The organism is Kitasatospora sp. NPDC018619 (genome assembly GCF_044391605.1).
Taxonomy (GTDB): Bacteria; Actinomycetota; Actinomycetes; order Streptomycetales; family Streptomycetaceae; genus Kitasatospora.
In genome coordinates, this window is record NZ_JBISAI010000011.1 from 242,812 (window position 1) to 268,492 (window position 25,681).

General features: G+C 74.2%; 18 protein-coding genes and 1 tRNA gene. 7 read left to right on the forward strand and 12 right to left on the reverse strand.

Features of this window, described 5'->3' with window-relative positions:
* Positions 1 to 191 precede the first annotated feature (191 nt).
* A complete protein-coding gene (locus ACH5AR_RS19770; RefSeq protein WP_396302713.1) occupies positions 192 to 1,568 on the forward strand; it encodes an MFS transporter in 1,377 nt (458 codons plus the stop codon).
* Positions 1,569 to 1,987: 419 nt separating this feature from the next.
* A complete protein-coding gene (locus tag ACH5AR_RS19775; protein ID WP_396302714.1) occupies positions 1,988 to 3,880 on the forward strand; it encodes a sialidase family protein in 1,893 nt (630 codons plus the stop codon).
* A gap of 647 nt (positions 3,881 to 4,527) precedes the next feature.
* Here ACH5AR_RS19775 and ACH5AR_RS19780 read toward each other — a convergent pair.
* Entirely contained in the window at positions 4,528 to 4,824 is a 297-nt protein-coding gene (locus tag ACH5AR_RS19780) for a hypothetical protein (RefSeq protein WP_396302715.1), read from the reverse strand.
* 141 nt (positions 4,825 to 4,965) lie between these two features.
* On the opposite strand from ACH5AR_RS19780, the gene ACH5AR_RS19785 reads away from it, so the two are divergent.
* Positions 4,966 to 6,309, forward strand: a complete 1,344-nt coding sequence (locus tag ACH5AR_RS19785) for a GH1 family beta-glucosidase (RefSeq protein ID WP_396302716.1) — start codon at positions 4,966 to 4,968, stop codon at positions 6,307 to 6,309.
* A gap of 157 nt (positions 6,310 to 6,466) precedes the next feature.
* Here ACH5AR_RS19785 and mdlC read toward each other — a convergent pair whose 3' ends face one another.
* From mdlC to ACH5AR_RS19825, 8 genes are all read right to left on the reverse strand, one after another.
* On the reverse strand, positions 6,467 to 8,104 hold the full coding sequence (gene mdlC, locus ACH5AR_RS19790) for a benzoylformate decarboxylase (RefSeq protein ID WP_396302717.1): 1,638 nt from the start codon (positions 8,102 to 8,104) through the stop codon (positions 6,467 to 6,469).
* 181 nt (positions 8,105 to 8,285) lie between these two features.
* Positions 8,286 to 10,949, reverse strand: a complete 2,664-nt coding sequence (locus ACH5AR_RS19795; protein WP_396302718.1) for a TIM-barrel domain-containing protein — start codon at positions 10,947 to 10,949, stop codon at positions 8,286 to 8,288.
* A gap of 122 nt (positions 10,950 to 11,071) precedes the next feature.
* Entirely contained in the window at positions 11,072 to 11,905 is an 834-nt protein-coding gene (locus tag ACH5AR_RS19800; protein ID WP_396302719.1) for a ketose-bisphosphate aldolase, read from the reverse strand.
* 67 nt (positions 11,906 to 11,972) lie between these two features.
* A complete protein-coding gene (locus ACH5AR_RS19805) occupies positions 11,973 to 13,034 on the reverse strand; it encodes an SIS domain-containing protein (RefSeq protein WP_396302720.1) in 1,062 nt (353 codons plus the stop codon).
* Positions 13,035 to 13,088: 54 nt separating this feature from the next.
* The gene (locus ACH5AR_RS19810; protein ID WP_396302721.1) at positions 13,089 to 13,928 is read right to left on the reverse strand and encodes a carbohydrate ABC transporter permease; all 840 of its coding nucleotides are present in this window, start codon (positions 13,926 to 13,928) and stop codon (positions 13,089 to 13,091) included.
* Entirely contained in the window at positions 13,925 to 14,827 is a 903-nt protein-coding gene (locus tag ACH5AR_RS19815) for a carbohydrate ABC transporter permease (protein ID WP_396302750.1), read from the reverse strand. The genes ACH5AR_RS19810 and ACH5AR_RS19815 overlap by 4 nt, the downstream gene beginning before the upstream one ends.
* A 98-nt stretch (positions 14,828 to 14,925) precedes the next feature.
* A complete protein-coding gene (locus ACH5AR_RS19820; protein ID WP_396302722.1) occupies positions 14,926 to 16,203 on the reverse strand; it encodes an extracellular solute-binding protein in 1,278 nt (425 codons plus the stop codon).
* Between the two features lie 195 nt (positions 16,204 to 16,398).
* Positions 16,399 to 17,157: a DeoR/GlpR family DNA-binding transcription regulator gene (locus tag ACH5AR_RS19825; protein WP_396302723.1), complete on the reverse strand. Its 759-nt coding sequence runs from the start codon at positions 17,155 to 17,157 to the stop codon at positions 16,399 to 16,401.
* Positions 17,158 to 17,452: 295 nt separating this feature from the next.
* On the opposite strand from ACH5AR_RS19825, the gene ACH5AR_RS19830 reads away from it, so the two are divergent.
* Both ACH5AR_RS19830 and ACH5AR_RS19835 read left to right on the forward strand, forming a co-directional pair.
* The gene (locus tag ACH5AR_RS19830; RefSeq protein ID WP_396302724.1) at positions 17,453 to 18,163 is read left to right on the forward strand and encodes a hypothetical protein; all 711 of its coding nucleotides are present in this window, start codon (positions 17,453 to 17,455) and stop codon (positions 18,161 to 18,163) included.
* A 411-nt stretch (positions 18,164 to 18,574) separates the two neighbouring features.
* The gene (locus tag ACH5AR_RS19835; protein ID WP_396302725.1) at positions 18,575 to 19,246 is read left to right on the forward strand and encodes a polysaccharide deacetylase family protein; all 672 of its coding nucleotides are present in this window, start codon (positions 18,575 to 18,577) and stop codon (positions 19,244 to 19,246) included.
* Between the two features lie 6 nt (positions 19,247 to 19,252).
* Here ACH5AR_RS19835 and ACH5AR_RS19840 read toward each other — a convergent pair whose 3' ends face one another.
* Positions 19,253 to 20,065 carry a hypothetical protein gene (locus tag ACH5AR_RS19840; RefSeq protein WP_396302726.1) on the reverse strand — a complete coding sequence of 271 codons (813 nt, stop codon included), beginning with the start codon at positions 20,063 to 20,065 and terminating at the stop codon, positions 19,253 to 19,255.
* A 193-nt stretch (positions 20,066 to 20,258) separates the two neighbouring features.
* Between ACH5AR_RS19840 and ACH5AR_RS19845 the strand changes: the two genes are divergently transcribed.
* Positions 20,259 to 20,329 (forward strand) — tRNA-Cys (locus ACH5AR_RS19845).
* 121 nt (positions 20,330 to 20,450) lie between these two features.
* Here ACH5AR_RS19845 and ACH5AR_RS19850 read toward each other — a convergent pair.
* Together ACH5AR_RS19850 and ACH5AR_RS19855 are read right to left on the reverse strand one after the other, a co-directional pair.
* Positions 20,451 to 21,578: an NADH:flavin oxidoreductase gene (locus ACH5AR_RS19850; protein WP_396302727.1), complete on the reverse strand. Its 1,128-nt coding sequence runs from the start codon at positions 21,576 to 21,578 to the stop codon at positions 20,451 to 20,453.
* Between the two features lie 269 nt (positions 21,579 to 21,847).
* Positions 21,848 to 23,224, reverse strand: a complete 1,377-nt coding sequence (locus ACH5AR_RS19855) for a cytochrome P450 (protein ID WP_396302728.1) — start codon at positions 23,222 to 23,224, stop codon at positions 21,848 to 21,850.
* 377 nt (positions 23,225 to 23,601) lie between these two features.
* Here ACH5AR_RS19855 and ACH5AR_RS19860 point away from each other — a divergent pair, with 377 nt between their 5' ends.
* Complete coding sequence (locus tag ACH5AR_RS19860; protein WP_396302729.1) at positions 23,602 to 25,662, forward strand: phosphocholine-specific phospholipase C; 2,061 nt, start codon at positions 23,602 to 23,604, stop codon at positions 25,660 to 25,662.
* The last annotated feature ends 19 nt before the right edge of the window (positions 25,663 to 25,681 follow it).

Below are 25,681 nucleotides of genomic sequence, written 5' to 3' on the forward strand. Positions count from 1 at the left end.
CCGCCGATCCCGCCGAACCGATCACCGGATCAGAGGACCCCACGGACGGTGCGGATGGCGCCCGGCCCGAGAGCGCGCCGTTCGACCGGTCGACGCCCGCGGGTCGGATACAGCCGTCCCGGCGGACGGGTGGGGCCGGTCGCGACGGAAGGGGTGGGCCCGCAGTGGATGCGACGACGACGGCGGCGAACGTGACGAGGGCGGAAGCGCCGAGGGCGGAGGCGGTGACCGCGGGGGACGGGACGGCGGTGGCCGCGGGGGAGGGGACAGCGGCGGCCGCGGGGGCGGCGGGCGTGGCGCCGCGGACCGAGGTCGCGGCGGACCGCGGCGCCGGGTACGAGGCGGATCGGGAGCAACGCCGGTCATCCGCCGGGGTGTTCTGGCGGTACTGGACCGGATCGCTGGTCAGCCGGCTCGGCGACCAGGTGACGGTGGTGGCCCTGCCGCTCGTCGCCGTGCTCGCCCTGCACGCCACGGCCTGGCAGGTCGGTCTGGTCACCGGCGCCGGGTACCTGGCCTGGCTGGTGCTCGGACTGCCGGCCGGCGTGCTGGTGCACCGGCTCCCGCTGCGCGGCACCCAGGTGGTGATGGACCTGCTGCGCGGGCTGGCGGTGGCCTCCGTCCCGCTGGCGGCCGCCCTCGGCGTACTCGGCCTGCCGCAGCTGGTGGCGGTCGCGCTGCTGGTCGGGTTGGCGGGCGTGGTCTTCGACGTCGGCAACTCCACCTTCCTGCCCTCGATCGTCCCCAGGGAGGAGCTGACCGCCCGCAACAGCCTGCTCTCGGGCTGTAGCGCCGCGACCGAGCTGGCCGGCCCCTCGCTCGGCGGGGTCCTCGTCCAACTCGTCGGCGGCGCGGGCGCCATGGTGCTGGACGCGGCCAGCTACCTGGTCTCGGCGGCCCTGCTGCGCAGCCTGCCGCGTACGCGGCGCCCCGCCGGGCGGCCCGCCGGCGCCGGGATGCGGGAGCAGATCCGCGAGGGCTGGCAGCACGTCACCCGCCACCCGGTGACCGGACCGTGCGCGGCCTACGCCGCTGCCGTCAACCTCGTCGCGGGCGGGCTGATGACGCTCACTCCGGTGTTCCTGGTCGCCACCCTCGGCGCCCGGGCCGCCGCCGTCGGCGCCCTGATGGCCACCGGCGGCCTGGGCAGCCTGGTCGGCGCCGCCCTGACGCCCCGGGTGGTCTCCCGGATCGGCAGCGGAGGCGCCCTGCGGTGGGCCGCCCTGGCCGCCGCGCTCTTCACCTTCCTGCTCCCGATGGCCGGCTCCGGCTGGGCGGTGCTGGTCTTCGCGCTCGGCAACGCGGGCTTCTCGGCGGGCGTCGTGGTCACCACCATCGTCGCCCGCACCCACCGGCAGACCCACACCCCGCCGGAGCTGCTCCCCCGGGTGATGGCCACCGTCCGGTTCGTCTCCTGGGGCGCCATCCCGGTCGGCGCGCTGCTGGCCGGCGCCGCCTCCACGGCCTGGGGGTCGAGGACGGCGCTGCTCCTGCTGGCGGCGGGCAGCCTGCTCGGCCCGGCGATCCTGGCCGCAGGGCCGATCCGGAAGGTGCGCGACCTCTCCTGAACTCCGTTTGGCATGAGAGGAGTTGACCTTACCGGGGCGGTGTCGCCGATCCGGTCGGCGGCGCCGCCCCGCGGCGTCGAGCCCGGGTGAAACGAGGGTCGGCCCTGCCTCTTGTCGGGATGTGGTCGTACGTCTTGTGCGATGCCATGGCCAAGCTCACACTTCCGACGTGTGAGCACCCGCGCACTGTGCGTGAGTGCCCTCCGCCTGCGCCGAGCCGTTCGGGCCCGTTCCAGCCTGCGGTGACCTGCTCCGACCTGCTCCGACCTGCTCCCCGGCGGGCGACGGAACCTCCCCCTCGAAGCCCCGACGTCGTCGTGCCCTCGCGAGCCACGCCCCCGCCGGGCAGGCCGCCGTGCCCCGGGCCGCGGCCGCCCCGCGCCATCCGCACCGCCACCCCCCACGCCAAGGAGCTTCGCATGAAGCACCCGCGCACCCGCACCCCCCGCACCTCCCGGCGGCGCCCCCTCGCCGCAGTCGCGGCCGCCGCCCTCGCCCTGGCCGGCGCGGCCTGGACCACCGGACCGGCCGCCGCCGCGCCCCCACGCCCCCACGAGGCCCGGGCCACCGTCTCCGTCGGCTCCGTCTCCGTCTCCGTCTCCGGCTTCGGCTCCGGCTCCACCTCCGCCTCGGCCGGGGCCGACTTCTCGCTCGCCGAGCGCCCCGCCGCGGCGATCGTGGACGCCGGTTCGTCCGTGACCACCACCGTCACGACGGCCGTCACCGCCGGCCCGGCCCAGACCGTCCGGTTCTCGGCGGCCGGCCTCCCGGTGGGCGCCACCGCGGTCTTCGGCCCGGCCTCCGCCCCGGTCGGCTCCCCGGCCGCGCTCACCGTCTCCACCGCCGCGTCCACCCCGACCGGCAGCTACCCGATCACCGTCACCGGCACCGGGCCCTCCGCCACCCGCACGGCCGTCTTCACCCTGACCGTCAACGGCGAAGGGCCGCGGCTGGTGCGGGTGAGCGCCGACCCGTTCGCCGACGCGGTCGGTCAGCACGCCACCGCGGTGGAGCCCGACACCTTCGCGTACGGCGGCACGGTCGTGACGTCCTCCCAGGTCGGGCGGTTCACCGACGGCGGTGCGGCCGACCTCGGCTGGAGCACCTCGCTGGACGGCGGCGCCAGTTGGCAGGGCGGCATCCTGCCCGGCATCACTCCCCATCGGGGCGGCGGCTGGGCCCGGGTCTCGGACCCGTCGGTCGCGTACGACGCCAAGCACGGCACCTGGATGATCACCGGCCTGGTCATCGACGTGCCCGCCGACGGCGCCGCCGGGGTGACGGTCAGCCGTTCCGCCGACGGCCTGGACTGGCGGAGCCCCGTGCGGGCGGTCGGCTTCGACGGCCAGGGCTACGACAAGGAGTGGATCGTCTGCGACAACGCGCCGACCAGCCCGTACTTCGGCACCTGCTACATCGAGGTCGACGTCCCCACCGCCGACAACCTGATCGTCATGTCGGCCTCCCGGGACGGCGGCGCCACCTGGTCGGCTCCGACCGGGCCGTCCGGCGCCCTCGGCCTCGGCGGGCAGCCGCTGGTGCGGCCCGACGGCCGGGTCGTGGTCCCCTACTCGGCCGATACCACCGCGATCCGCTCCTTCACCTCCGCCGACGGGGGCCGCTCCTGGGGCTCCACGCTGCTGGTCGCCGACGTCGTGGCACACGAGGTCGCGGGCGGCCTGCGGGACGGCGAGGGCCTGCCCTCGGCCGAGATCGACGCCGCCGGAAGGGTCTTCGTCGCCTGGCAGGACTGCCGGTTCCGCGCCGGCTGCCCCGCCAACGACATCGTCTACGCGACCTCGACGGACGGCACCGCCTGGTCCGCCGTGACCAGGGTGCCGATCGACGCCACCACCAGCGGGGCGGACCACTTCCTCCCCGGCCTCGGCGTCGACCCCACCACCGCCGGGCGCACCGCCGGACTCGGGCTGTACTACTACTTCTATCCGAACGCCGACTGCACCGACGCCACCTGCCGCCTGGCGGTCGGCTTCGTCTCCTCCACCGACGGCGGCGCCACCTGGAGCGCGCCCCGGACGGTCGCCGGCCCGATGCCGCTCTCCCGGATCGCCGCCACCGCCGGGGGCGCCATGGTCGGCGACTACCTCTCCACCTCCGTCCTGCACGGCAGGGCGGTGGCGGTCTTCGCGGTCGGCCGGGCTCCGGCCGACGGGCAGGCCTTCGACGAGGCCATGTACGCCGTCGAGGGCGGCCTGCCCGTCCGCGCCGGCACCGTCCCCGCCGACACCGGGCCGGTCGCCTTCCCCCCGCCCGCCCGCGAGCGGCACCTCCCGCCGCCGGTGCGCTCCTGAGCCGGCGGGGCCGGCCCTCCCCGGACCGGCGCCGTGGCCGCCGGATCGGCAACCGTGCCGTGGAGGACACCACGGCGGTGCTGCCGGTGTCGATCGCCGACACCGGGCCCCCTCCGATCCGGCCGATTCAGGTCGGCCGCCGTGCGCCCGGCCACCGCCGCGCACCGTGCACCCGAGTGCCGCCCGCCCGGCCGCCGCGCGCCGTACCGCCCACGGGCACCGGCTCCCGCCGGACCCGTGCCTGCCCGCGCCACGGCCGCAGCCCCGGCAACCCCTGACGCGCCGCCGCCCCGGACCGACGGCCGTCTCGCCGGAGGCGGGCGCCGGGAGCGGTCGGGGCCGTGGACGACGGCCTGCGAGTGCCGCTGTCGCGACCGCGAGGACAACCGCGGCGGCCCAGGGCATCCGGTTGCGGCCATGAATCGACGTGCCGGTCTGCCGTCCTCGACATGACCGGACCGGTGCCGAGCGGCCGGCGTCGTGCAACGCGCTCAACGCCCGCGGGTCGTTGGCCACCAGCACCTGGGCCGGCCGGCCTGCCGCAACGACCACGGCAGGCCGGCCGGGCGAGTCCGGGTGCGCCTCGTCGCGGGCCGCGGCGCCGAGCGAGTCCGGTACCGCGCCGTAGGCGGCCCCGAGACGCGCCATCAGCTCGACCTCCTCGTCGCCGCGAAGGCGCTGCCCCAGCCGGGGCAGCGGATCGTTCGCATCGCAGAAGTCGTCGAAGAGCACGTGGACGGTGTGGTCGAGGCCCTCGAACCGGCGAAGACCACGGCGGTCGTGCACAGGCCCATGATCCGCAGGGAGCCCCCGCCCCGTCTCCGGCCCTCGCTGACGGCGAGCAGGAGGGCCACCAGCCAGACGGGCAGCTCGTCGCGGACGATGCCGAAGGCGAGGGGCACCACGGCGCCGCCCGTGTCCTGGACGACCCGCGCGACGATCATCGGGCCCACTCTCCGCAAATCGCCTCCCGGAGCGGCTGCCGGCCGGCTGGGGATCGCCGGGCGGCGTCCGTACCGCCGTCTGGCCTTCCGGCGGGGCGTCGGTAACATGAGTCCTCCTCACGTTCTCGTCAGGAGGCTGTCATGCCGGACCGCTTCGACCTGCCGGCGGACTTCCGCTGGGGTGCCGCCACCGCCGCGTACCAGATCGAGGGGGCGGTGGCGGAGGACGGCCGCGGGCCGTCCGTCTGGGACACCTTCTGCGCCCGGCCCGGCGCCGTCCGCGACGGGCACACGGGTGCGGTGGCCTGCGACCACTACCACCGGTACCCCGAGGACATCGCCCTGATGAAGGGCCTCGGGCTGGACGGCTACCGCTTCTCGGTCTCCTGGCCCCGCGTCCTGCCCGCCGGCGGCGGCGCCGTCAACCCGGCCGGGCTCGCCTTCTACGACCGCCTCGTGGACGCCCTCCTCGACGCCGGCATCGCCCCGCTGCCCACCCTCTTCCACTGGGACCTCCCCCAGGCCCTGGAAGACGGCGGCGGCTGGCTGAACCGCGACACCGCCCACCGCTTCGCCGACTACGCCGCGACCGTCACCGAGCGGCTCGGCGACCGGATCCCCACCTGGATCACCCTCAACGAGCCCTTCGTCCACACCGTCTTCGGCTACGCCCTGGGCACCCACGCCCCCGGCCGCACCCTGATGTTCGAGGCCCTCCCGGCCGCCCACCACCAGCTGCTCGCCCACGGCCTGGCCGCCACCGTCCTCCACGACCGCGGCCTGGCGGCGATGCTCTCCAACAACCTCACCCCCGTCGAGCCTGCCTCCGACTCCGCCGCCGACGCGGGCGCCGCCCAGGCCTACGACGCGCTCCACAACCGGCTGTTCACCGACCCCGTCCTGCTCGGCCGCTACCCCGACCTCGCCGCCCTCGGCGTGCCCGACGACATCTTCGGCGCCGTGCGCGCCGGCGACCTCGACCTCATCCACGCCCCCGGCCTGGACGGCCTCGGCCTCAACTTCTACAACCCCACCCGCGTCGCCGCCCCCACCGACCCCGGCCTGCCCTTCGCCCTCCTCGACATCCCCGACGTCCCTCACACCGCCTTCGGCTGGCCCGTCGTCCCCGACGCCCTCACCCGCCTCCTGCTCGACCTCCGCGACACCTACGGCAAGGCCCTGCCGCCGATCACCGTCACCGAGAACGGCTGCTCCGTCACCGAGTCCACCGACCCCGACCAGCCCCGCATCGACTACCTCGCCGCCCATCTCGACGCCCTCGCCCGCGCCACCGCCGAGGGCATCGACGTCCGCGGCTACTACACCTGGTCCCTGCTCGACAACTTCGAGTGGGCCGAGGGCTATCACCAGCGCTTCGGCCTCGTCCACGTCGACTTCGCGACGCAGCGCCGCACCCCACGGGCCTCGTACGCCTGGTACCGCGACCTGATCGCCGCCCACAAGGTGCGGCGGCCCGTGCGGTAGGCGGGCTTCCCGGAGGCCGGCCAACTGTGGTGCGGGTGGCCGGAGTTCACCGCGAGACCCGGGGGTGCGGCGGGCGGGCGGGGCCCGCGGGCATCCGCTCCGTGCGTCCGAGGTCGCTGACGGGCCGGGGCGGGGCCGGTCCGTTCCTGCGCGCGTCCTAGAAGGCGACCGGCTGGGGCCGGGTGGGGACGACGATGACGGTGGGGGCGTCGCCGTCCAGCGCCGCCGTGAACTCCCGTTCCAGCTCCTCGGTCGTCCGGACGTCGACGGCGCGGCAGCCGAAGCCGCGGGCCAGCGAGGCGATGTCCAGGCCGGGCAGGTCGAGTCCGGGGACCCCAGGGGTCCGCTCCAGCCGGGCGAACGACTTGAGGATCGCGTACTCGTGGTTGCGCATGACCACGTAGACGACCGGGAGGCGGTGCCGGGCGGCCGTGTAGAGGGCCTGCACGGAGTACTGGAAGGAGCCGTCGCCGATCAGGCCGACCACCGGGCGCCGCACCCCGCGCTCCCGGTCGGCCAGCGCCACCCCCACCGCCGCCGGCAGGGCCCAGCCGATCCCTCCGCTGGCCGTGGCGAAGAAGGACCCGGGGCGGGTGGTGGGCAGCCAGGCGAGCTGCTCGGCCATGGTCGAGGTCGACTCGTTGACGATGACGGCCTCCGGCGGGCGGACCCGGCTCAGCGCGGCGTAGACCGCGGGCGGGGGGAGCGGGAGGGTCGGGGCGGACGGCAGCTCCCGCGGGCGCGCCATCGGCTCCGGCGCGGTGCGGGCCGAGCCGTCCTCGACCAGGTCCAGCAGGCCTTCCAGCGCCAGCCGGGGGTCTCCGAGCAGGCTGTCGCCGACCCGCGCCGCTGCGGCGGCCCGCGGGTCGCCGGTGATCTGGAGCAGGACGGTGCCCGCGGGCAGGTGGTCACCGGGGACGTACGGGTAGTAGCGGAACACCTCCGCGCCGACCACGACGACCAGGTCGTGCCCGGCCAGCCGTTCGCCGACGGCCCGCACCGACAGGCCCAGCGGGCCTGCGTAGAGCGGATGGTCCTCGGGGAAGGAGGTGCGCTCCGCCAGCGGGGCGCCGTAGACCGCGCTGCGCAGCTTCTCGGCCAGGGCGACCGCCGCGTCCCAGCCGCCGCTGCGATCGACCTCGGGCCCGAAGACCAGCGCGGGCCGCCGGGCGGTGGAGAAGCGTTCGGCGAAGGCCCGCAGTCGCCCGGGGTCGGGAGCGACCAGGCTGCTCACCGTCCGCACCCGGGTGAAGCCGGACAGCGGCCGCTTCCAGTCGTCCAGCGGGATCGACAGGTAGACCGGGCCGGCGGGCGGCTGGAGCGCCTCGGCGTAGGCGCGCATGAGGGCCTCGGGAACGTCCTCGGCGCGGGCCGGCTCGTAGGACCACTTCACCCAGGGCTGCGGCAGCAGGGTGGCCTCGCGGTTGGCGAGGTACGGCTCGCCGATCAGCATGTGCCGGTGCTGCTGGCCGGAGGTCACGACGAGGGGCGTGTTCGCGTGGTACGCCGCCACCAGGTTGCCCATCGCGTTGCCGGTGCCGGCCGAGGAGTGCAGGTTGACCAGCGCGGGCCGGCCGGTGACCTGGGCGAAGGCGTCGGCCATGGTGATGGCGGAGGCCTCCTGGAGGGCCAGGACGTAGCGGAAGTCCGCGGGGAAGTCCTGGAGGAAGGGCTCCTCGGTGGAGCCCGGGTTCCCGAACACGGTGGTGAGCCCGAGCGTGCGCAGCAGGTCGTACGTCACGGTGCGGACGGTGGATCGCTCGGCCGTCGGGGCGGTCGGTGCCGTCGGTGCCATCGGTGCCATCGCTTTCGCCCGGGGAGCCGGAGCCTCGGGGCTTGCAGGGACCCTCGTACTGCCCGACACCAGCAGGAGAGCACCGGCCCCGAGCGCGCCGCAACCGGACGGACGGTCCGGCCGCGGCGGGTCCGGTGGGGCACGGTGCCCTCCTGCGGGGAGCCCCGGGGCGACGGGCCGGTCAGCGCCCGCCGTGGATCAGCCCGACGGAGAAGCCCCGGTCGGTGGGCTGGTCCGGCGTCTTGACCTGCGTGACGCCCGTCGCCGCGTCGTGGTACCAGCCCGTGGCGGCGGAGTCCAGCGCGGCGGCCGAGGCGAGCCGGGGGAGCGGGCCGCCCTGGGAGACCACCTGGCGCGGGGCGGGCCGCCCGTGCACCGTGAGGCGGTACGCCCGGGAGGTCGGCTTGCCGGCGTAACTCCCCACGCTGGGCCCGACCTCGACGACGGTGACCGGGCCGCCGGAGTGGACGTCGACCCGCTGGGTGGCCGAGGAGCCGGCGGCGAACTGCCGGGTGACGCCGTCGTCCTCGTAGAGGGTGTACGAGGAGTCGCCCCGGGCCTGCGGGTAGAGGTCGTAGTCGAGTTCGCCGCGGTCCCGGGTCTGCCAGGACAGCGTGCCCTGCGGCCACATCGGGATGATCGCGCCGCCCCTGACGAACAGCGGCAGGGTGTCGAGCGGCGCGGAGTAGCCGTCGATCGTGGTCGGGCCCTGGTAGGTGCGCCCCGTCCAGTAGTCGGTCCAGGTGCCCTCGGGCAGGTGGATGCCGTCGCGCACCGAGGTGTCGGAGTAGACCGGGGCGACCAGGAAGTCGGGCCCGGCCAGGAACTCGTACCTCGCGTTCGGGCCGAGGGCGGCCGGGTCGTGCGGGTACTCCAGCGCGAGCGGGCGCACCGCGCCGATGCCGGTCCTCGTCGCCTCGGCGGACAGGGTGTACATGTACGGCAGCAGCCGCTCCTTCAGCTGGAGGTACCTGCGGTTGATCGAGGTGTACGGCTCGCCGTCCAGCCAGGGCTGCTGGTCGCGCTGCTCCTTGCCGGACATGTCCCTGGCCCAGCCGTCCATGGTCATGACGGCCGGGAGGAAGGCCTTCCACTGGAGGTCGCGGGTGTACATCTTCGGGTCGCGGCGGTAGATGGAGCCGATGTCGCCGGTGTTGTAGGCGATGCCGGACATGGTGGCGCCGGCGTAGGTGGGGATCTGCCAGCGGATGTAGTCCCAGGACAGGCTCTGGTCACCGCTCCAGAGCACGCCGCAGCGCTGGGCGCCGGCCCAGGAGACGGGCAGCCAGACGAAGCCCCGGGCGTCGCTGTTGTCCTCGATGCCGGCCTTGGCCTGGTCGCAGGCGTTCAGCGCGAAGTCGTAGCCGTTGCCGACCCAGGCGACGTCGAGCTTGCGCACCCGGACCCCTGCCGTGACCTCCTCGGTCTGGTTGGGCAGGCCGTTCTGGGTCCAGAGGCCGAGCTGGGCGTGGTCCCCGCGCAGGCCCTCGCCGGTCTGCGGCAGGTCCTCGTAGCCGCAGCCGTACCCGTCGTTGACCAGCATCCAGCCGAGCGGCATCCGGTTCCGCACGTAGTCGTCGGCGACCTTGACGGCGTCCGCGGTGTGGCGCTCGCCGCGGTTGGCGTTGTGCAGGTAGCAGTCGGAGTCGCCGGGTTCAAGGCCGTACACGGGCGGCATGAAGGGCCTGCCGACCAGGCCGGTGTACTGGCCGATCACGGACTTGACGTCGCCGGTGAAGTAGTAGGCGTCCAGGCGTCGTTCCTGCTGGCCGGTGCGGACGGGCGAGCCGAAGTCGTACGCCCCCGGGGCGAAGGTGTTGCGGAAGACGCCGTAGCCGGCGGTGGAGACGTAGAACGGCTGGGAGTTGTTGTAGCCGCCCTCGTTCCAGTCGAAGCTGTTGGCGACGTGGACGGTCCGGTCCCGGTGCGAGAAGGAGCCGTTCTGCTCGCCGCCGCCGAAGAACTGCTCGTCCGCGCCGCGGACCAGGCTCTGCCGCATGCCGTTGGTGGACCAGCGCAGCGGGGCGTCCTCCTGCCAGACGGCGGTGCGGTCGTCGCCCCGGTAGAGGCCGAACCGCAGCGGGTGCTTGTAGACCCGCAGCACCTGGTCCCCGGAGCGGATGCCGTAGTAGTCGCCGGCGTCGAACGTGCTGGTGTCCCGCCGGAGTTCGGGCTGCTTGCGGACGATGGTGGTGCCGGCCGGGTCGGTGAGGACGCCGTCCGGGGCGGCGCGCAGGCGCAGTTGGCCGTCGGCGAGGAAGTCGACCCTGGCCCTGAGGGGGCCAGCGGCGATGTCGTAGCTGCCCAGGGAGCCGGAGAAGGAGGTGAGGTCGCCCGCGTCGGCGGTCTGCGGCAGGTGGGCACGGACGGTGAAGGAGCCGCCGTGGACGTCGTAGGGGACGACCAGGACGTGGTAGGTGCCGGTGGCGTTCGGGATCACGGCGGCCTCCGGGTCGGCGGTGCCCGCGCTCTCGGCGACCTTCCGGCCGGCGTCGTCGTACACGTAGAGGTCGAAGTCGTCCGTCGGGTTCTGCCACTGGACGGAGACCGGGACGCCGCCCTCGGGGTTGTCGGCCCAGTAGCCGTCCGGCACGTCGACGGTCAGGTCGAAGCGGCCGCAGACCGTGCCGTCCGGGTCCTGGGCGGCCGACGGGCAGGAGGCGGCGCCGCCGAGCGTGCCCTTGGCGAACGTGGGGCTCTGCCAGCTGACGCGCGGGTGGCCGGCGTCGAGGACGGCGGAGCCGGGGGCGGCGCGCGCCGGGAGGACGGGCCCGGCCACGGCGGCCAGGCTGGTCAGGGCCGCGGCGAGGGCCGTCCGGCGCAGGTGCGGTCGGGGTGGGCGCACGGTGTTCTCCTGTCGGCTGGGGGAGCGGTTCGGGAGCGTGGCAGGGGGCGTGGCAGGGGGGACGGGCCAGGGCGACGTGCGAGGACGACGTTGCGAAGGGGAAGGCAAGGGGACGGCTACGGCTACGGCGAGAGCACCAGCAGCAGGTGGGCGACCTCGGCGGCGACGGCCTCCCGGGCGCGCGAGAGGTAGCGGCGGGTGTCGACGGCCCCGGGGTCGGCGCCCAGGTGGTCGCGGACGGCCCGGGTGAAGACCGCGTTGAGCCGGGTGGAGATGTTGATCTTCGTCATGCCCGCCCGGACGGCGTCGGCCAGGCCGGTGTCGTCGACGCCGGAGGAGCCGTGCAGCACCAGCGGGACGGGTACGGCGTCGCGCAGCCGCGCGATCAGCGCGAGGTCGAGGACGGCGTCGCGGGAGACCATCGCGTGCGAGCTGCCCACGGCCACCGCCAGCGCGTCGACCGACGTGGCGGCGACGAACTCCCGTGCCTGGCCGGGGTCGGTGCGCACCCCTGGCGCGTGGGCGCCGTCCTTGCCGCCGATCTCGCCGAGCTCCGCCTCCACCTGGACGCCCTGCCCGTGGCAGCCGGCCACGACCTCCCGGGTCGCGGCGAGGTTCTCCTCGTACGGCAGCGCGGAGCCGTCGAACATCACCGAGCCGAGGCCCAGGCCGACGGCCTCGCGCACCAGCTCGGGGGAGTCGGCGTGGTCGAGGTGGACGGCCACCGGGACGCTCGCCGCGCGGGCGACGGCGAGCGTGGCGAGGGCGATCGGGCCCAGGGCGCCGTGGTAGCGGACGGTGTTCTGGCTGATCTGGAGGATCACCGGGCGTCCGGCGGCCTGCGCCCCGGCGACGATCGCCTGGGCGTGTTCGAGCTGCACGACGTTGAACGCACCTGCGCCGACGCCCCGTTCGGCGGCGGCCCGGACGATCTCGGCGGTCGGGGTGAGCGGCACGGCGTTCCTCCACGGGGAAGGCGGGCGTTCGGGCGCGGGTGGTGACGGCGAGGTCGGGCGGCAACGGTCAGGCCCGGTGGCGGCCGTCGAGGACGACCGACCGGGTGAGGTGGCGCGGCCGGTCCGGGTCGCAGCCGCGCGATGCGGCCAGCGCGACGGCCAGCCGCTGCGCCCGGACGAGGTCGGCCAGCGGGTCCAGGTCCTCGGCCGCGTCACCGGAGCCGGCGACCAGGAGGGCTCCGGCCCGGGTGACGTCCTCGGCGAGGCCGGTGGGCGGCGGGCCGAACACCCAGGCCACCCGGCCCGGTTCGGCGATGCTGATCGGCCCGTGCCGGTACTCCATCGCCGGGTAGGCCTCCGTCCAGGCGCCGGCCGCCTCACGCATCTTCAACCCGGCCTCCAGCGCCAGCCCGTACGTCCAGCCGCGCCCGAGGAAGGTGAACTGCCCGGCGTCGAGGAGGCCGGCGGGGAGCGGCGCCGCGACCGCCCGTCCGGCGTCCCGCACCGCGTGCTCCAGCGGGCGGACGCCGTCCGGCCGCGCGTCCTCGGCCTCCAGGTGGGCGCGCAGCAGCGCGAGCACGCTGGTGGCGAAGCGGGTCTGCACCACCGAGCGCTCGTCGGCGAAGTCCAGCACCGCGACGGTGTCGGCGAGCGCGGTGACCGGGGCGGCACCGTCGGCGGTGAGGGCGGTGGTGGGCACCCCCGCCCCGCGGGCGTGGCCGAGCAGGTCGAGGACCTCGGTCGTGGTGCCGGAGCGGGAGACCGCCAGGATCCGGTCGTAGTCGCGCCCCGGCGGGAACTCCGAGGCGGCGAACGCGTCCGTCGCCCCGTGGCCGCCGCTCTCGCGCAGGGCCGCGTAGGCCTGGGCCACGAACCAGGAGGTGCCGCAGCCGACGACGGCGACCCGCTCGCCGCGGCGGGGCAGCGCTGCGCCGTGCCGGGGCAGCGCGTCGGCGGCACGGCGCCAGCAGTCGGGCTGCGAGGCGATCTCGGTGGCGGTGTGGGAGGGCGACGCGGCGGTGTGGGGAGCGGTGCGGGAGGGCGACGCGACGGTGTCGGCAGTGCCGGCGGTGCCGGCGGCGGTGCGGGAGGGCGGGGCCGAGGAGTCGGCGGGCGGGTGGGAAGTCATCGGGCGGGCCCCTTCGGTGGGCTGGCGGGACGGTCGACTCGCGGGCGCGGTCGGCTACTTGACCGAACCGGCGGTGAGTCCGGAGACCACGTGCCGCTCGATCAGCGCGAACAGCACCACGACCGGCACGATCGCGACGACCGAGCCGGCGAACAGGTAGTTCCACTGCACGGTGTAGTTGCCGATGAAGCTGTTGATCCCGACGGTGAGCGGCTGGCTCGTCGGGTCGGTGGAGAGGGTCAGGCCCATCACGAACTCGTTCCAGGCGGAGATGAAGGTGAAGATCACCGCCGTGACCACGCCGGGCAGCGCCAGCGGCAGGACGACCCGCCGCAGCGCGCCCAGCCGCCCGAGCCCGTCGAGCAGCGCGGCCTCCTCCAGCTCCACCGGGATGGCGGCGATGTAGGCGGTCAGGATCCAGACGGCGAAGGCCAGGTTGAAGGCGGCGTTGCAGAGGACCAGCGTCCAGACCGAGTTGAGCATGCCGAGGCGGTGGAACTCGCGGTAGAGGCCCACCAGCAGCGAGGTCGGCTGGAACATCTGGGTGACCAGGACGAGCAGCAGGAAGAGCCTGCGGCCCCGGTACCGGAACCGGGCGGTGTAGTACGCGGCAGGCAGGGCGACCAGCAGCGCCAGGACGGTGGACCCGCCGGCGACCAGCAGGGTGACCTTCAGGTTGCCGCCCAGAGTGGACTCGCGCCAGACGCCGACGAAGTTGGACCAGGCGAAGTGCCGCGGCAGGTAGCTGGCGTCGCGCAGTTCGTCGGCCGGGCGCAGCGCGGTGACGGCCATCTCCAGGTACGGGAGCAGGAAGACCGCGGCCAGCAGCCAGGCGGCGCCCGCGAGGGCGAGGGTGCGCGGCCGGAACCGGCGACCGCCGCGCCGGGCGCTCATCCCTCCTCCCGGTTCCAGCGGCTGACCTTGAGGAAGACCAGGACCATCAGCAGGACCAGCGCGAAGTTGGCCACCGACAGGGCCGCGGACTCGCCGAGGTCGGTGCTCTTCAGCTGGTACATGAACACCGTGGTGGTGGCGGTGTCGCTGCTCGGGCCGCCCTGGGTCATGCCCCAGATGACGGGGAAGGAGTTGAAGACGTTGATCAGGTTGATGACGACGCCCACCAGGAAGGCCGGGCGCAGCAGCGGCAGGGTGATCCGCCGGTAGGCCTGCCACGGCGAGGCGCCGTCCACCCGGGCTGCCTCGTACACCTCCGCGGGGACGGTCCGCAGACCGGCGAGCAGGGTGTAGGTGGTGAACGGCAGGGAGACGAAGACGGCCACGAACACCATCCAGGGCCAGGCCGTCGAAGGGTCGCCGAGCCAGTCCCGGGGCCCGTCGACCAGGCCGAGGTCCGTCATGGCGGTGTTGAGCACGCCGGCGGTCCGGTCGAGCATCCACCGGAAGCCGATGGCGGTCATCAGCACGGACGCCGCCCAGGGGGCGATCAGGGCCCAGCGGACGTAACGGCGGCCGGGGAAGCGCTGGTCGAACAGCTGGGCCAGGCCGAGCGAGAGCAGCATGGTCAGGCCGACCACGGCGGTCGTCCAGCCCGCCGTGGCGAGCAGGACGTGGCCGAGGCCGGACTCGCCGAACAGCTTGCGGTACTTGTCCGGTCCGGCGGAGCCGCGGACGAAGCCGCTGCTGCTGATGCGCAGGAACGACGCGCGGACCATCTCGTACACCGGCCACACGACGACGGCGAGGATCAGCAGGACGGCCGGGCCGATCCACGGCAGCGGGCCGAGCCGGCCGAGCGGGGCCCGTCGGCCGCGCGGGGCTCGCAGGCCGCGCAGGGCTCGCCGGCCGAGCGGGGCCCGTCGGCCGAGCGGGGCGGAGGAGTCGGGAGTCACGGGGTGCCTTTCGCGGGACGGCGTTCAGGCGGTGGGGGCCGCTACGTGTTGGCGACGGCGTCCTGGGCCTTCTTCTGGAGGTCGCCGAGCACCCTGGCCGGATCGCCCGAGACGGCACTGCCGATGCTCCGCTTGATCTCGGCCGAGACCGCGTCCCAGGCGGTGTCGCCGACGGGGTAGAAGACGGCGTGCGGCAGCAGGGCGAAGAAGGGTTCGAGGTCCTGGTGCCGGCCGTCGGCGGTCATCTCGCGCAGGGTGCTCCGGGTGACGGGCATCAGGTTGTAGGTCTCGTCGAACGCGAGCAGGTTCTCCTTGGCGTAGGCGAAGTCGAGGAACTTCCTGATCTGGTCGCGGTGGCCGTTCTTCTTGAAGGCCATCGTCCAGTCCGCCACGCCGAGCGTGGCGGTGAGCGGGCCGGCCCTGCCGGGGACGGGGACGACGCCGTAGTCGACCTTGCCCGCCTGGGCCATCCGGATCAGCGACGGGTGGCCGTTGAGCATGGCGGCCTTGCCCGCGGCGAAGTCGGCGAAGGCGGTCCTGCGGTCGGTGGTGGCCGGGTTGGGGTAGGTCAGGCCGGGGTCGACCAGGTTGGCCCTGAGCCAGCCGAAGGTGTCGATGTCGGCCTGGCTGTTCAGCGCGTACCGGCCGTCGGCTCCGGTGGGGCCGCCGCCGTTGCCGAGCTCCCAGAGCATGCTCTCGCCCTGGGCCTCCTCCGGGCCGAGCGGCAGCGCGTACGGGGTGACACCGGGCACCGCGGCCTTGATCCGTTCGGCGTCCTCGCGCAACTCCTCCCAGGTGGTGGGAGGTTGGGTGATGCCGGCCTGCTGGAGGACCGCCTTGTTGTAGAACAGCGCGCGGGTGGAGGAGACGAACGGGATGCCGTACTGGACGCCGGAGACCCGTCCTGCCTCGGCGAAGCCGTCGATGAGGTCGGCCCGGGTGGCGGGTGAGAGCACCTCCTCGGCCCGGTAGAGGAGGTCGTCGGCGACCTTGTCGGCGAAGCCGCCGGTCTGGAGGACGTCCGGCACGTTGCCGCTCTGGATCATCGTCTTGACCTGCTGGTCGATGTCGTTCCAGTTCACCACCCGGACATCGACCCTGATGCCGGGGTTGGCCGCGGTGAAGGCGGCGGCGACGCCGTTCCAGTAGGCCTTCGAGCTGTTGGACTCCTTGTCGCCGTAGTCGGCGGCGACCAGTCTGAGCGTCACCGCGCCGTCGGCGTCGGTACCGCTGCCGCCACTGCCTGCGCCGCCGCAGGAGGTGAGGGTGAGGGCGCCGAGGGCGCAGGCCGTGAGGAGGGCCGGTATCCGTTTGTCCACCGCGGTGACCGCTTTCGTAGGCGCTTGATCGTGTGATCAGAGCTGCTTGAAGCGAGATGTTTTCCAGCAGATTTGAACGAGCTTGCTGCGTGAAGGAGTTCATGTCAACGGTGGTGCACGGAAAAGCCCGGCCGGGGGCCTCCGGCCGGGCGGGGTGGGCGCCGGGCGCGCCGCGGGCGTCGGGGCGCGCCGGCCTCAGGCGCGCAGGACCCGCACCCCGCAGGCGGCGATCGACTCCTCCTGGTCCGGGCCGGCCCCGGTGTCGGTGACCAGCTCGTGGACCTCGGAGAGCGGGCAGATCCGGGCGAAGGTGACCCGGCCGATCTTGCTGCTGTCGGCCAGGACGACCGAGCGCGCGCTGCTGCGCAGGAACGCGCGGTCGGTCTGGGCCTCCATCTCGTCGTGCGTGGTGCAGCCCTCGTGGGCGGTCAGTCCGTCCACGCCGATGAACGCGAGGTCGAGGTGGTACTGCGCGAGCATCCGGTCGGCGGCCGGGCCCACCAGCTCGTAGCTGGTGGTGCGGGCGATGCCGCCGACCACCACCAGGCGGACGTCCGGACGGACGATCAGCTCGGCCGCGATGTTGACGGCGTTGGTCACGATGGTGATCCCGCCGCGCTCGGCCAGGACGCGGGCCAGCTCGCTCGTGGTCGTGCCGCCGGTCAGTCCCACGACCGCGCCGTCCGGCACCAGGCGGTCGGCCACCAGCGCGATCCGGCGCTTCTCCGCCTGTCGCGTGCCGTGCTTGTGGCGCAGCGGCAGTTCGAGGTTGACGGCGCCGGTGACCGCCCCGCCCCGGGTGCGCTGCAGCAGGCCCTGGTCGTGGAGGTCCTGGAGGTCCCGGCGGACGGTGGCCGGGGACACCCGCAGGAGCCCGGCCAGCTCGTGCACGTCGGCGCTGCCCGCCTCGGTGAGGTGCGCGAGGATCCGGGAGGTGCGGTCAGCTTTGAGCATGCCGGAAGTGTAGTGCCGGGGGCAGGCCGGGGGATCTGTGCATGGAGTTGCTCGGCGCCTCCGCCCGGCCTGGCCCCGGGACTTCGCCTCCGTCGCCGCGGACCGCCCTCCGCCGCACAGCCCGGCCGCGCCCTCCTCGCGCCGAGTGGCAGCTCTCCCGGGCCGGGCAGCGCACCGGAGGACGCCTTCGCCGCCGCCTCGACAGCCGGACGGGCGTCGGGGAAGTCGGCGCTGCCGGGGCGGTTCAGGAGTCTGAGCTTGACGAGCGGCAAAGACGACCGACAGCGTTGCCCGCATGACGACCAAGGAGTGGTTCAATGCCCAGTCCGGGCTGCAGCCGGGCGCGGAACTCTTCAGGAGCGGCCGCAGGTTCGAGCTCTGCGCCTACGCCGACAGCCACGGCCAGCTGCTGTTTCGCAGCCACGCGGACCTGGATCGCCCTGGTGACCCGGCCAACACCACGATCGACGTGCTGTTCAAACCCGCCGCAGTCTTGAAGATCCGGGACTTCTACGACGGTTTGGTCATCCGATGCGCAACGGCCCAGGAGGCCGAAGGCGTTCGAACCGGCTACCGCAGCGTTCGTTTCTCCCGCGATGACCGAGTCTTCGTGTTGGAGAGCAAGGGCGAGACCGACTACGTCGTGGCCATGGCCGTCGGCTGGCACGAGGGCGTCCTGCCGCCCACTCGGCAGAGCTTCTTCATCGACGTCGACGCCGGAAGGCCTCGCTGGCCGAGCCGGCCGTTGTTCAGCGCCGGCCCCAGCTTCAACCTCGCCTCCGTGCAGGAACTGGTCACCGCTCTGAGCACCACCGAGGACGGCCCGGTCCGCCGGGAGCGCTACCGCCACGTCTACGTCGTCATGACACGCGTCGACCGACGCGACGGAGCAGATGTTTCGGGTGCCGGCGTCTTCCTCACCGAGGCCGACGCGGAAGACGCCCGGGCCATGATCGCGCCCGAGGTCGCGGCCTGCTGGATCGAGACCCTCCCGATCGCCGTCTGAAACCCGTCGTCGAGGCGAAGCCACGCGCCTGACCACCCCGTTGGTGCAGAGAAGGCCGGCGGTCCGGATCCAGCGGTCCGCGATGTCCGTGGACGACTGGTGCGGGGCGTGGCCGGCGGTGGAACAGGCCGTACGAGAAGGAGGATGGTCGTTCGGGGTCACACGGGCTCCCGGTGTCGTGGGGCGGAGCTTCTGACGGAGGCGGCCGGGGTCGGCATACGGGTGAAATGGGGCGGAGGCGCCTGGCGTGAAGGGCAGTCGGGGTCGGCGCTGTCAGAATGCAGTTTCCTTGAGGGCCATCTGCACTTCGGTGCCGCCGGACGGCTGGAGCGGAAAATGCACATCATTCGACCCCGTAGTAGTCCGGAAAGGACAGCCGGCGCCGGAGCGGGACGATTCCCGTGGACGCTGATGTACCACTCGGTGGCGTCGGCGGTCGACGACCCCTATCTGATCACCGTCGATCCGGCGCGCTTCCGCCGGCAGTTGCGCTGGCTTTCCGTGAGCGGGCTGCGCGGGGTGTCGGTGGGGGTCCTGATGCGCGCCCACCGGGAGGGGCGCGCGGCGGGCCTGGTGGGGCTCAGCTTCGACGACGGGTACCGCGACTTCGTGGAGGAGGCCATGCCCGCGTTGGCGGACCACGGCTTCACGGCGACGGTCTACGTGGTGGCCGACCGGCTGGGCGGATCGAACGACTGGGACGAGCAGGGGCCGCGCAAGCCGCTGATGACCGCCGGCCAGGTCGAGGAGGCCGCCGCGGCCGGGATGGAGATCGGCTCGCACGGGCTGACGCACCGCCGGCTGGCGGGCCTGGGCGCGCGGGACCTGACGGCCCAGGTCGCGGACAGCCGCAAGGTACTGGAGGACCTCACGGGGCGGCCGGTGGAGGGGTTCTGCTACCCGTACGGTTCGCTCGACACCGCCGCGGTGGAGGCGGTGGAGCTGGCCGGCTACGCGTACGGCTGCGCGGTCAGCCCCGGTGCCCACAGCGGGGTGTACGCGATTCCCCGATGTTACGTGGGCGACCGGGACGGACCGCTGCACCTGGCGGCGAAGCTGGTGCGTGACCGCTGGCGCCGCTGACGGCCGTCAGCCCGTGGGGGCGGCGGGCTCCAGGCGCAGCCAGGACTCGTGCCAGAGCAGCGCGCACCGGCGGTCGCAGCCGGTGGCGAGGGGCTCGCCGCCGCAGCGCAGGCCGTCGAGGATGAACCACCGCCCCCTGGCGGGCTGCTGCCACCAGGCGAGCGAGCGGTGGCGCAGCTCGACGGCGCCGTGCCGGGTGCCGGCGTGGCGCTCCATGCCCGGCTGGAAGGGGACGCCGTGCAGCCGGCCGTCGGAGCCCAGGGTCGCCCGGATCTCCGCGAGGCTGCGCACCGTCGCCCACAGGGCCACGGGCCGGACCACGGGCGCCGGCGCGGAGGCGGGCTCCAGCCACTCGTCGCGGAACAGCAGGGCGCAGTCCAGGCCGCAGCCCTGGGTCCCGTCGGCGCCGTGGCAGGTGGCGCCGGTGAGGGTGACGGTGCCCGACAGCCGCCGCACCCGGTAGTGGTCGTCGATCATGCGGCGCACGACCCGTTCGACCTGGTAGACGCCGCCGCAGAAGGACCACTGGCTGCGGGTGAACCACAGGCCGCGGTGACGGTCCTTGGCGTCCAGGGTGGCGCGCACGGCGGCCTCGTCCTTCACCCGGACCCAGTCCCCTTCGGCGAAGCGGGACGGCCGGCCGGGCGCCGGGATCTGGGAGCGGCGCTCGCGCAGGACCTCGCGGGCGATCCGGGCGCGGCGCACGACGCCGAGCGGGGGGAGGTCGCGCAGGGGCAGGCTCTTGTACTGGCACCGGTTCGCGGCGGTGCCGCAGTGCGGTTCCGTCGTGCGGGTGAACCATGATTCCTCGACGGCCATCAATGAAATCCCATCGGGTCGGAGATATCGGCACAGGCTAGCGCAGCGGGTCTTTTCCGTGCTGGCCGCCGAACCCTTCGGGAGTCATGTCGAAAGAAATAGCACTAGACGCACTAAGGGTCTTTCGGAGTGAAACCCGCGGGTTTCCCTCGAAATACTGGTTCATGCGCGTGTAATGTTCCGACCGTTGCCGGGTGGAGTGGCCGAGTGGTGAGGCGACGGCTTGCAGGGCCGTTCAGACGGGTTCGATTCCTGTCTCCACCTCTTCTCCGAACTGCCCGGCCGGGGCGGCCGTCGCCGAGACGGTCGCACCGGCCGGGCAGGGGCGCCCGAGACGGCCGGGCAGGGCGTCCGAGACGCGCGGCCGGCCCCTCGCGCACCGCCGTCAGCTCAGGGTGCGGACGGCGGCGGCGTCGTACGGGCGCAGGTCGGCGAAGCGGCCGGAGAGGACCTTGGCGGCCCACTGCGGGTCCTGGAGGAGGGCGCGGCCGACGGCGACCAGGTCGAACTCGTCGCGCTCCAGCCGGTCCAGCAGGTCGTCGATGCCCTGGACGGTCGAGCCCTCGCCCCGGAAGGCGTTCAGGAAGTCGCCGGCGAGGCCGACCGAGCCGACGGTGATGGCGGGGCGGCCGGTGAGCTTCCTGGTCCAGCCGGCCAGGTTGAGGTCGGAACCGTCGAACTCGGGGACCCAGTAACGGCGGGTCGAGGCGTGGAAGGCGTCGACGCCGGCCTCGGCGAGCGGGGTCAGGACCGCCTCCAGCTCCTGCGGGGTCTCCGCCAGGCGGGCGTCGTAGTGGCCCGACTTCCACTGCGAGTAGCGGAAGATCACCGGGAACGCGGAGGAGACGGCCCCGCGCACCGCGGCGACCAGCTCGGCCGCGAACCGCGTTCGGGCGACCGGGTCGCCGCCGTACGCGTCGGTGCGGCGGTTGGTGCCGGCCCAGAGGAACTGGTCGAGGAGGTAGCCGTGGGCGCCGTGCAGTTCCACCCCGTCGAAGCCGATCCGCTCGGCGGCCGCGGCGGCCTCGGCGAACGCGCCGATCACGGCGTCGAGGTCGGCCCGGGTCATCGCTCGCCCGTGGCCCTCGGTGCCGTCCAGCCGGACGCCGGACGGGCCGATGGCGGGGGCGTCGGCGTACGGCGGGTCGCCCTGGGTGCGCACCATCCCGATGTGCCACAGCTGCGGCACGATGGTGCCGCCCGCCGCGTGGACGGCCTCGGCGACGCGGGCCCACCCGGCCAGCTGCTCCTCGCCGTGGAAGCGCGGGATGTCGTCGCTCTGCCCGGCCGACTCGTGGCCGACGTACGTCCCCTCGGTGACGATCAGGCCGACGCCCGCGGCGGCGCGGCGGGCGTAGTACGAGCGGACGTCCTCCCCGGGCACGCCGCCCGGGGAGAAGCTGCGCGTCATCGGCGCCATCACGATGCGGTTGGGCACGGTCAAGCCGTTGATCGTGGCGGGGCGGGAGAGGAGCTCGGCGGCGCGGGAGGCGGAGGGCTCGGTGACGGTCATGGGTTCCTCACGGGTGGCGGTCAGCGGTGGTGCGGGCGGTGGTGCCGTGCGGTGCGGGGTGCCGGGACGGTCACGCGATGGTTCGCGGGACGGTTGCCCGTGCCAACCAGCCCGGCGGCCGGGGCATTTCACCGCTCGCGGGGCGGCCGGTGTGATCCGCGCCACTGCATCCCTCCGCACGCCACTTCGCGCCTCTGCACGCCGGTGCGCGTCCCTGCGCTCCGGTGAGCACCGCCGCCGTGCCGCCTGCCGCCGTGCCGCCGGTGCGGTCAGGGCGCGGACGCTCCGCTCCCGACCGGGGCGGTGCGGGGTTCCACCGTCATCAGGAGGTTCTCGGGGTGGTTGGTGCTGGTCATGACGCCCCGCACCCGCACGCCCGGGACGGGCACCAGGCGCCAGCGGCCCGCGACGGTGGCGACCACCGTGGCCATCTCGGTGCGCGCGAAGGCCTCGCCGACGCACAGGTGGTGGCCGGCGCCGAAGGGGAGGAACGCGCCGCGCGGGCCGGGCGGCCGGTCGGGCAGCCAGCGGTCGGGGTCGAAGCGCAGGGGGTCGGGGAAGTAGCGCGGGTTCCGGTGCAGGACGAGGGCGCTGAAGATGAACTCGGTGCCCCGACGGAAGCGGTAGCCGCCGAGTTCGACGTCGGTGACGGCGCGCCGGAGGGTGATGCCGCCGGGGTTGCGCACCCGCAGCGCCTCGTCGACGACGCGGCGGGTGTAGTCCAGCCGGGCCAGCCGTTCGGGGGTGAGCGGGAGGGCGCCGTGGTCGTGCAGCTCGCGGTGGAGCCGCCGGTCGACGGCGGGGTTGCGGCCCAGTTCGTGGAAGAGCCAGGCGAGGCCGCCCGCGGCGGTCTCGGTGCCGGCCACCAGCAGGGTGATCAGTTCGTCGTGGAGCTGGCGGTCGGTCATGGCCTCTCCGCTGTCGGCGTCCCGGGCGTTCAGGAGCATCGACAGCAGGTCCGGCCGGTCGGCCGCGGCGTCGGCGCGCCCGGCCCGGATCAGGCGGTCGATGACCCCGCGCAGCCGGGCGTCGGCGGCGGCGAGGCGGCGGTTGCCGGGGGTGGGGAGCCGGTGCCCGAGGTTCGTCGGGTCCAGCACCCGGGTGTACATGCCGCGCAGGACGACGGGCAGGGCGCGGCGGATCTCGGCGGCGGTGGCGGCGTCGAGCGAGGTGGAGAACAGCGTCGAGGTGACGACGGCGAGGGACAGCTCCAGCATCTGCCGGGTGACGTCGACGACCTCGCCGGGCCGCCAGGAGGCGGCGCGCTCGGCGGCGAGCCGCGCCATGGTCTCGACGTAGTGGGTGATCCGGCGGTGGTGGAACGCCGGTTGCACCAGGCGCCGTTGGCGCAGGTGGAACGCGCCCTCCGAGGTCGCGAGGCCGTTGCCGAGGAAGGGGCGGAGCTTGTCGAAGGAGCGCCCCTTGGCGAAGCTCGCCGCGTCGCTGACCAGCACCCGGTGGACCAGGTCCGGGCTGGTCAGCACGTAGCTCGGCTTCGGGCCGAGGTGGGCGGCCACGATCGGGTCGTAGGCGGTGAGGCTGCCCAGGAACTCCAGTGGGCGCCGCCACAGTTCCAGGCCGTGGCCGATCAGGGGGAGCCGTCCGGGGGCGACGGGAGGGGTCGGCGGGCGGTGGGCGGTGCGCATGGTCGTTCCTCCGGTGCGGGGTTCGGGGAGACAGTCTGTGGCCCGGCGCGCGGCCTGCGAACCCTTCGCGCCGGGGCGTACCGGTGGACTCCGCGGCGCACGGGAGCGGGGGCGGGCTCGCCTGCCGGGCCGCGCGCGGCGCCGGGGCCCGCGCTCCCCGACGGGCCCGCGCTCCCCGACAGACGGCGCGCGGAGCTCGGGACCGGCGTGCCCGGGCCGCAGCCTGCTGACCGCCCGTCGGATCCTGTCCGTACAACTCGATGCGTTCGCCTGACGTACGGCGGGCAGCCATGAACGGTCCGCCGGACGGTACCCCGGGCACGCTGTCCTTGGGGGCGCCGTCCTCCACCCCGTGACATGTAAGGGCCAAACCACCCATGGCAGAGCTGAACCGCCGCGGCTTCCTCCGGCTCGCGGGTGCGACCGTCGCCTTCCCGTCGCTCTCGCAGAGCATCGCCCGCGCCTCGTCCATCGCCCCGCTGGGCAGCACCGGCACCATCCAGGACGTCGAGCACATCGTCGTCCTGATGCAGGAGAACCGTTCCTTCGACCACTACTTCGGGTCGCTGCGGGGCGTGCGCGGCTTCGGCGACCCGCGGCCGGTGACACTGCCCGGCGGCAGCCCGGTGTGGCACCAGAGGGACGCCCTCAAGCGCGAGGTGCTGCCCTTCCGCCCGCAGGCCGACGACCTCGGGATGCAGTTCGTCCAGGACCTCAACCACGACTGGGCCGGCGGCCACAGGGCGTTCGACAACGGGAGGTACGACCAGTGGGTGCCCGCCAAGACGGCCACCACGATGGCCTACCTGACCCGCGAGGACATCCCCTTCCACTACGCGCTCGCCGACGCGTTCACCGTCTGCGACGCCTACCACTGCTCGTTCATCGGCTCCACCGACCCGAACCGCTACTACCTGTGGTCGGGCTGCACCGGCAACGGCGTCAGCGGCAACGGCCCGGTCCTGGGCAACCAGGAGGCCGGCTACACCTGGACGACCTACCCGGAGCGGCTGGAGCGGGCCGGCGTGTCCTGGAAGGTCTACCAGGACGTCGGCGACGGACTGGACGCGGCCGGCTCCTGGGGCTGGATCGGCGACGCCTACCGCGGCAACTACGGCGACAACTCGCTGCTCTACTTCGACCGGTACCGCAACGCCAAGCCCGGTGACCCGCTGTACGACAAGGCGCGCACCGGCACGAACGCCAAGGCGGGCGACGGCCTCTTCGACCACCTGCGGCGCGACGTCCAGGCCGGAACGCTCCCGCAGATCTCCTGGATCGCCGCCCCCGAGGCCTTCACCGAGCACCCCAACTGGCCCGCCAACTACGGCGCCTGGTACGTCTCGCAGGTGCTCGACGCGCTGACCTCCGACCCCGCGGTGTGGGCGAGGACGGTGCTGTTCATCACCTACGACGAGAACGACGGCTTCTTCGACCACGTGGTGCCGCCGTTCCCGCCCTCCTCCGCCGCCCAGGGCCTGTCCACCGTGGCGACCGGCGCCGACTACTACGGCGGCGGCACCGGCTACCCGGCCGGGCCGTACGGTCTCGGCCAGCGGGTGCCGATGCTGGTCGTCTCGCCCTGGAGCACCGGCGGCTACAGCTGCTCGGAGACCTTCGACCACACCTCGGTCATCCGCTTCATGGAGCGCCGCTTCGGCGTCCAGGAGCCCAACATCTCGCCCTGGCGGCGCGCGGTCTGCGGCGACCTGACCTCCGCGTTCGACTTCACCGCCTCGGACCCGAGGCCGGCGGCGCTGCCCTCCACGGCCGGGTACCTCCCGCCGGACCGCGGCCGGCACCCCGACTACGTGCCGACCCCTCCCGCCACCGGCACCATGCCGAAGCAGGAGCCGGGCGCGCGGCCCACCCGCCCGCTGGCGTACGCGCCGTACGTGGACGGCGCGGCCGACACCGCCACGGGCAGGTACCGGCTCACCTTCAGCGCGGGCGCGGCGGCGGGCGGCCAGTTCCTGGTGACCTCGCCCAACCGCACCGACGGTCCGTGGACCTACACCGCGGAGGCGGGCCGGACGATCGCGGACGCCTGGGACACCACGTACTCCAAGGGCGTCACGGACCTGACCGTCCACGGCCCGAACGGCTTCCTGCGCCGCTTCCGCAACCCGGGCAGGACGGCCGGGCCCGAGGTCACCGCCCGCCACAACGCGACCACCGGCAACCTCGACCTCACCCTCACCAACCCGGGCGCCGCCGACGTCGTGCTCACCCTCACCAACGCCTACGGCGGCGCGCCGCGGACCCTCACCGTCCGCCGGGCCGCGACCGTCACCTACAGCGTCGACCTGAGCGCCTGCCGCAACTGGTACGACGTGACCGTCACCTCGGCCGCGACCGCCGACTTCGTGCGCCGCCTGGCCGGCCGCGTCGAGACCGGAGCCCCCGGCCTGTCCGACCCGGGCATCGTCACCCACTGACCCCGCCCGCCGACGGTGC

Bases quoted from the DNA above. Each gene is read 5' to 3' on its own strand.
- ACH5AR_RS19775 (WP_396302714.1), top strand. From the start codon at position 1,988: ATGAAGCACCCGCGCACCCGCACCCCCCGCACCTCCCGGCGGCGCCCC.
- ACH5AR_RS19780 (WP_396302715.1), bottom strand. From the start codon at position 4,824: ATGATCGTCGCGCGGGTCGTCCAGGACACGGGCGGCGCCGTGGTGCCC.
- ACH5AR_RS19785 (WP_396302716.1), top strand. From the start codon at position 4,966: ATGCCGGACCGCTTCGACCTGCCGGCGGACTTCCGCTGGGGTGCCGCC.
- mdlC (WP_396302717.1), bottom strand. From the start codon at position 8,104: ATGGCACCGACGGCACCGACCGCCCCGACGGCCGAGCGATCCACCGTC.
- ACH5AR_RS19805 (WP_396302720.1), bottom strand. From the start codon at position 13,034: ATGACTTCCCACCCGCCCGCCGACTCCTCGGCCCCGCCCTCCCGCACC.
- ACH5AR_RS19810 (WP_396302721.1), bottom strand. From the start codon at position 13,928: ATGAGCGCCCGGCGCGGCGGTCGCCGGTTCCGGCCGCGCACCCTCGCC.
- ACH5AR_RS19825 (WP_396302723.1), bottom strand. From the start codon at position 17,157: ATGCTCAAAGCTGACCGCACCTCCCGGATCCTCGCGCACCTCACCGAG.
- ACH5AR_RS19830 (WP_396302724.1), top strand. From the start codon at position 17,453: ATGACGACCAAGGAGTGGTTCAATGCCCAGTCCGGGCTGCAGCCGGGC.
- ACH5AR_RS19835 (WP_396302725.1), top strand. From the start codon at position 18,575: ATGTACCACTCGGTGGCGTCGGCGGTCGACGACCCCTATCTGATCACC.
- ACH5AR_RS19840 (WP_396302726.1), bottom strand. From the start codon at position 20,065: ATGGCCGTCGAGGAATCATGGTTCACCCGCACGACGGAACCGCACTGC.
- ACH5AR_RS19850 (WP_396302727.1), bottom strand. From the start codon at position 21,578: ATGACCGTCACCGAGCCCTCCGCCTCCCGCGCCGCCGAGCTCCTCTCC.
- ACH5AR_RS19855 (WP_396302728.1), bottom strand. From the start codon at position 23,224: ATGCGCACCGCCCACCGCCCGCCGACCCCTCCCGTCGCCCCCGGACGG.
- ACH5AR_RS19860 (WP_396302729.1), top strand. From the start codon at position 23,602: ATGGCAGAGCTGAACCGCCGCGGCTTCCTCCGGCTCGCGGGTGCGACC.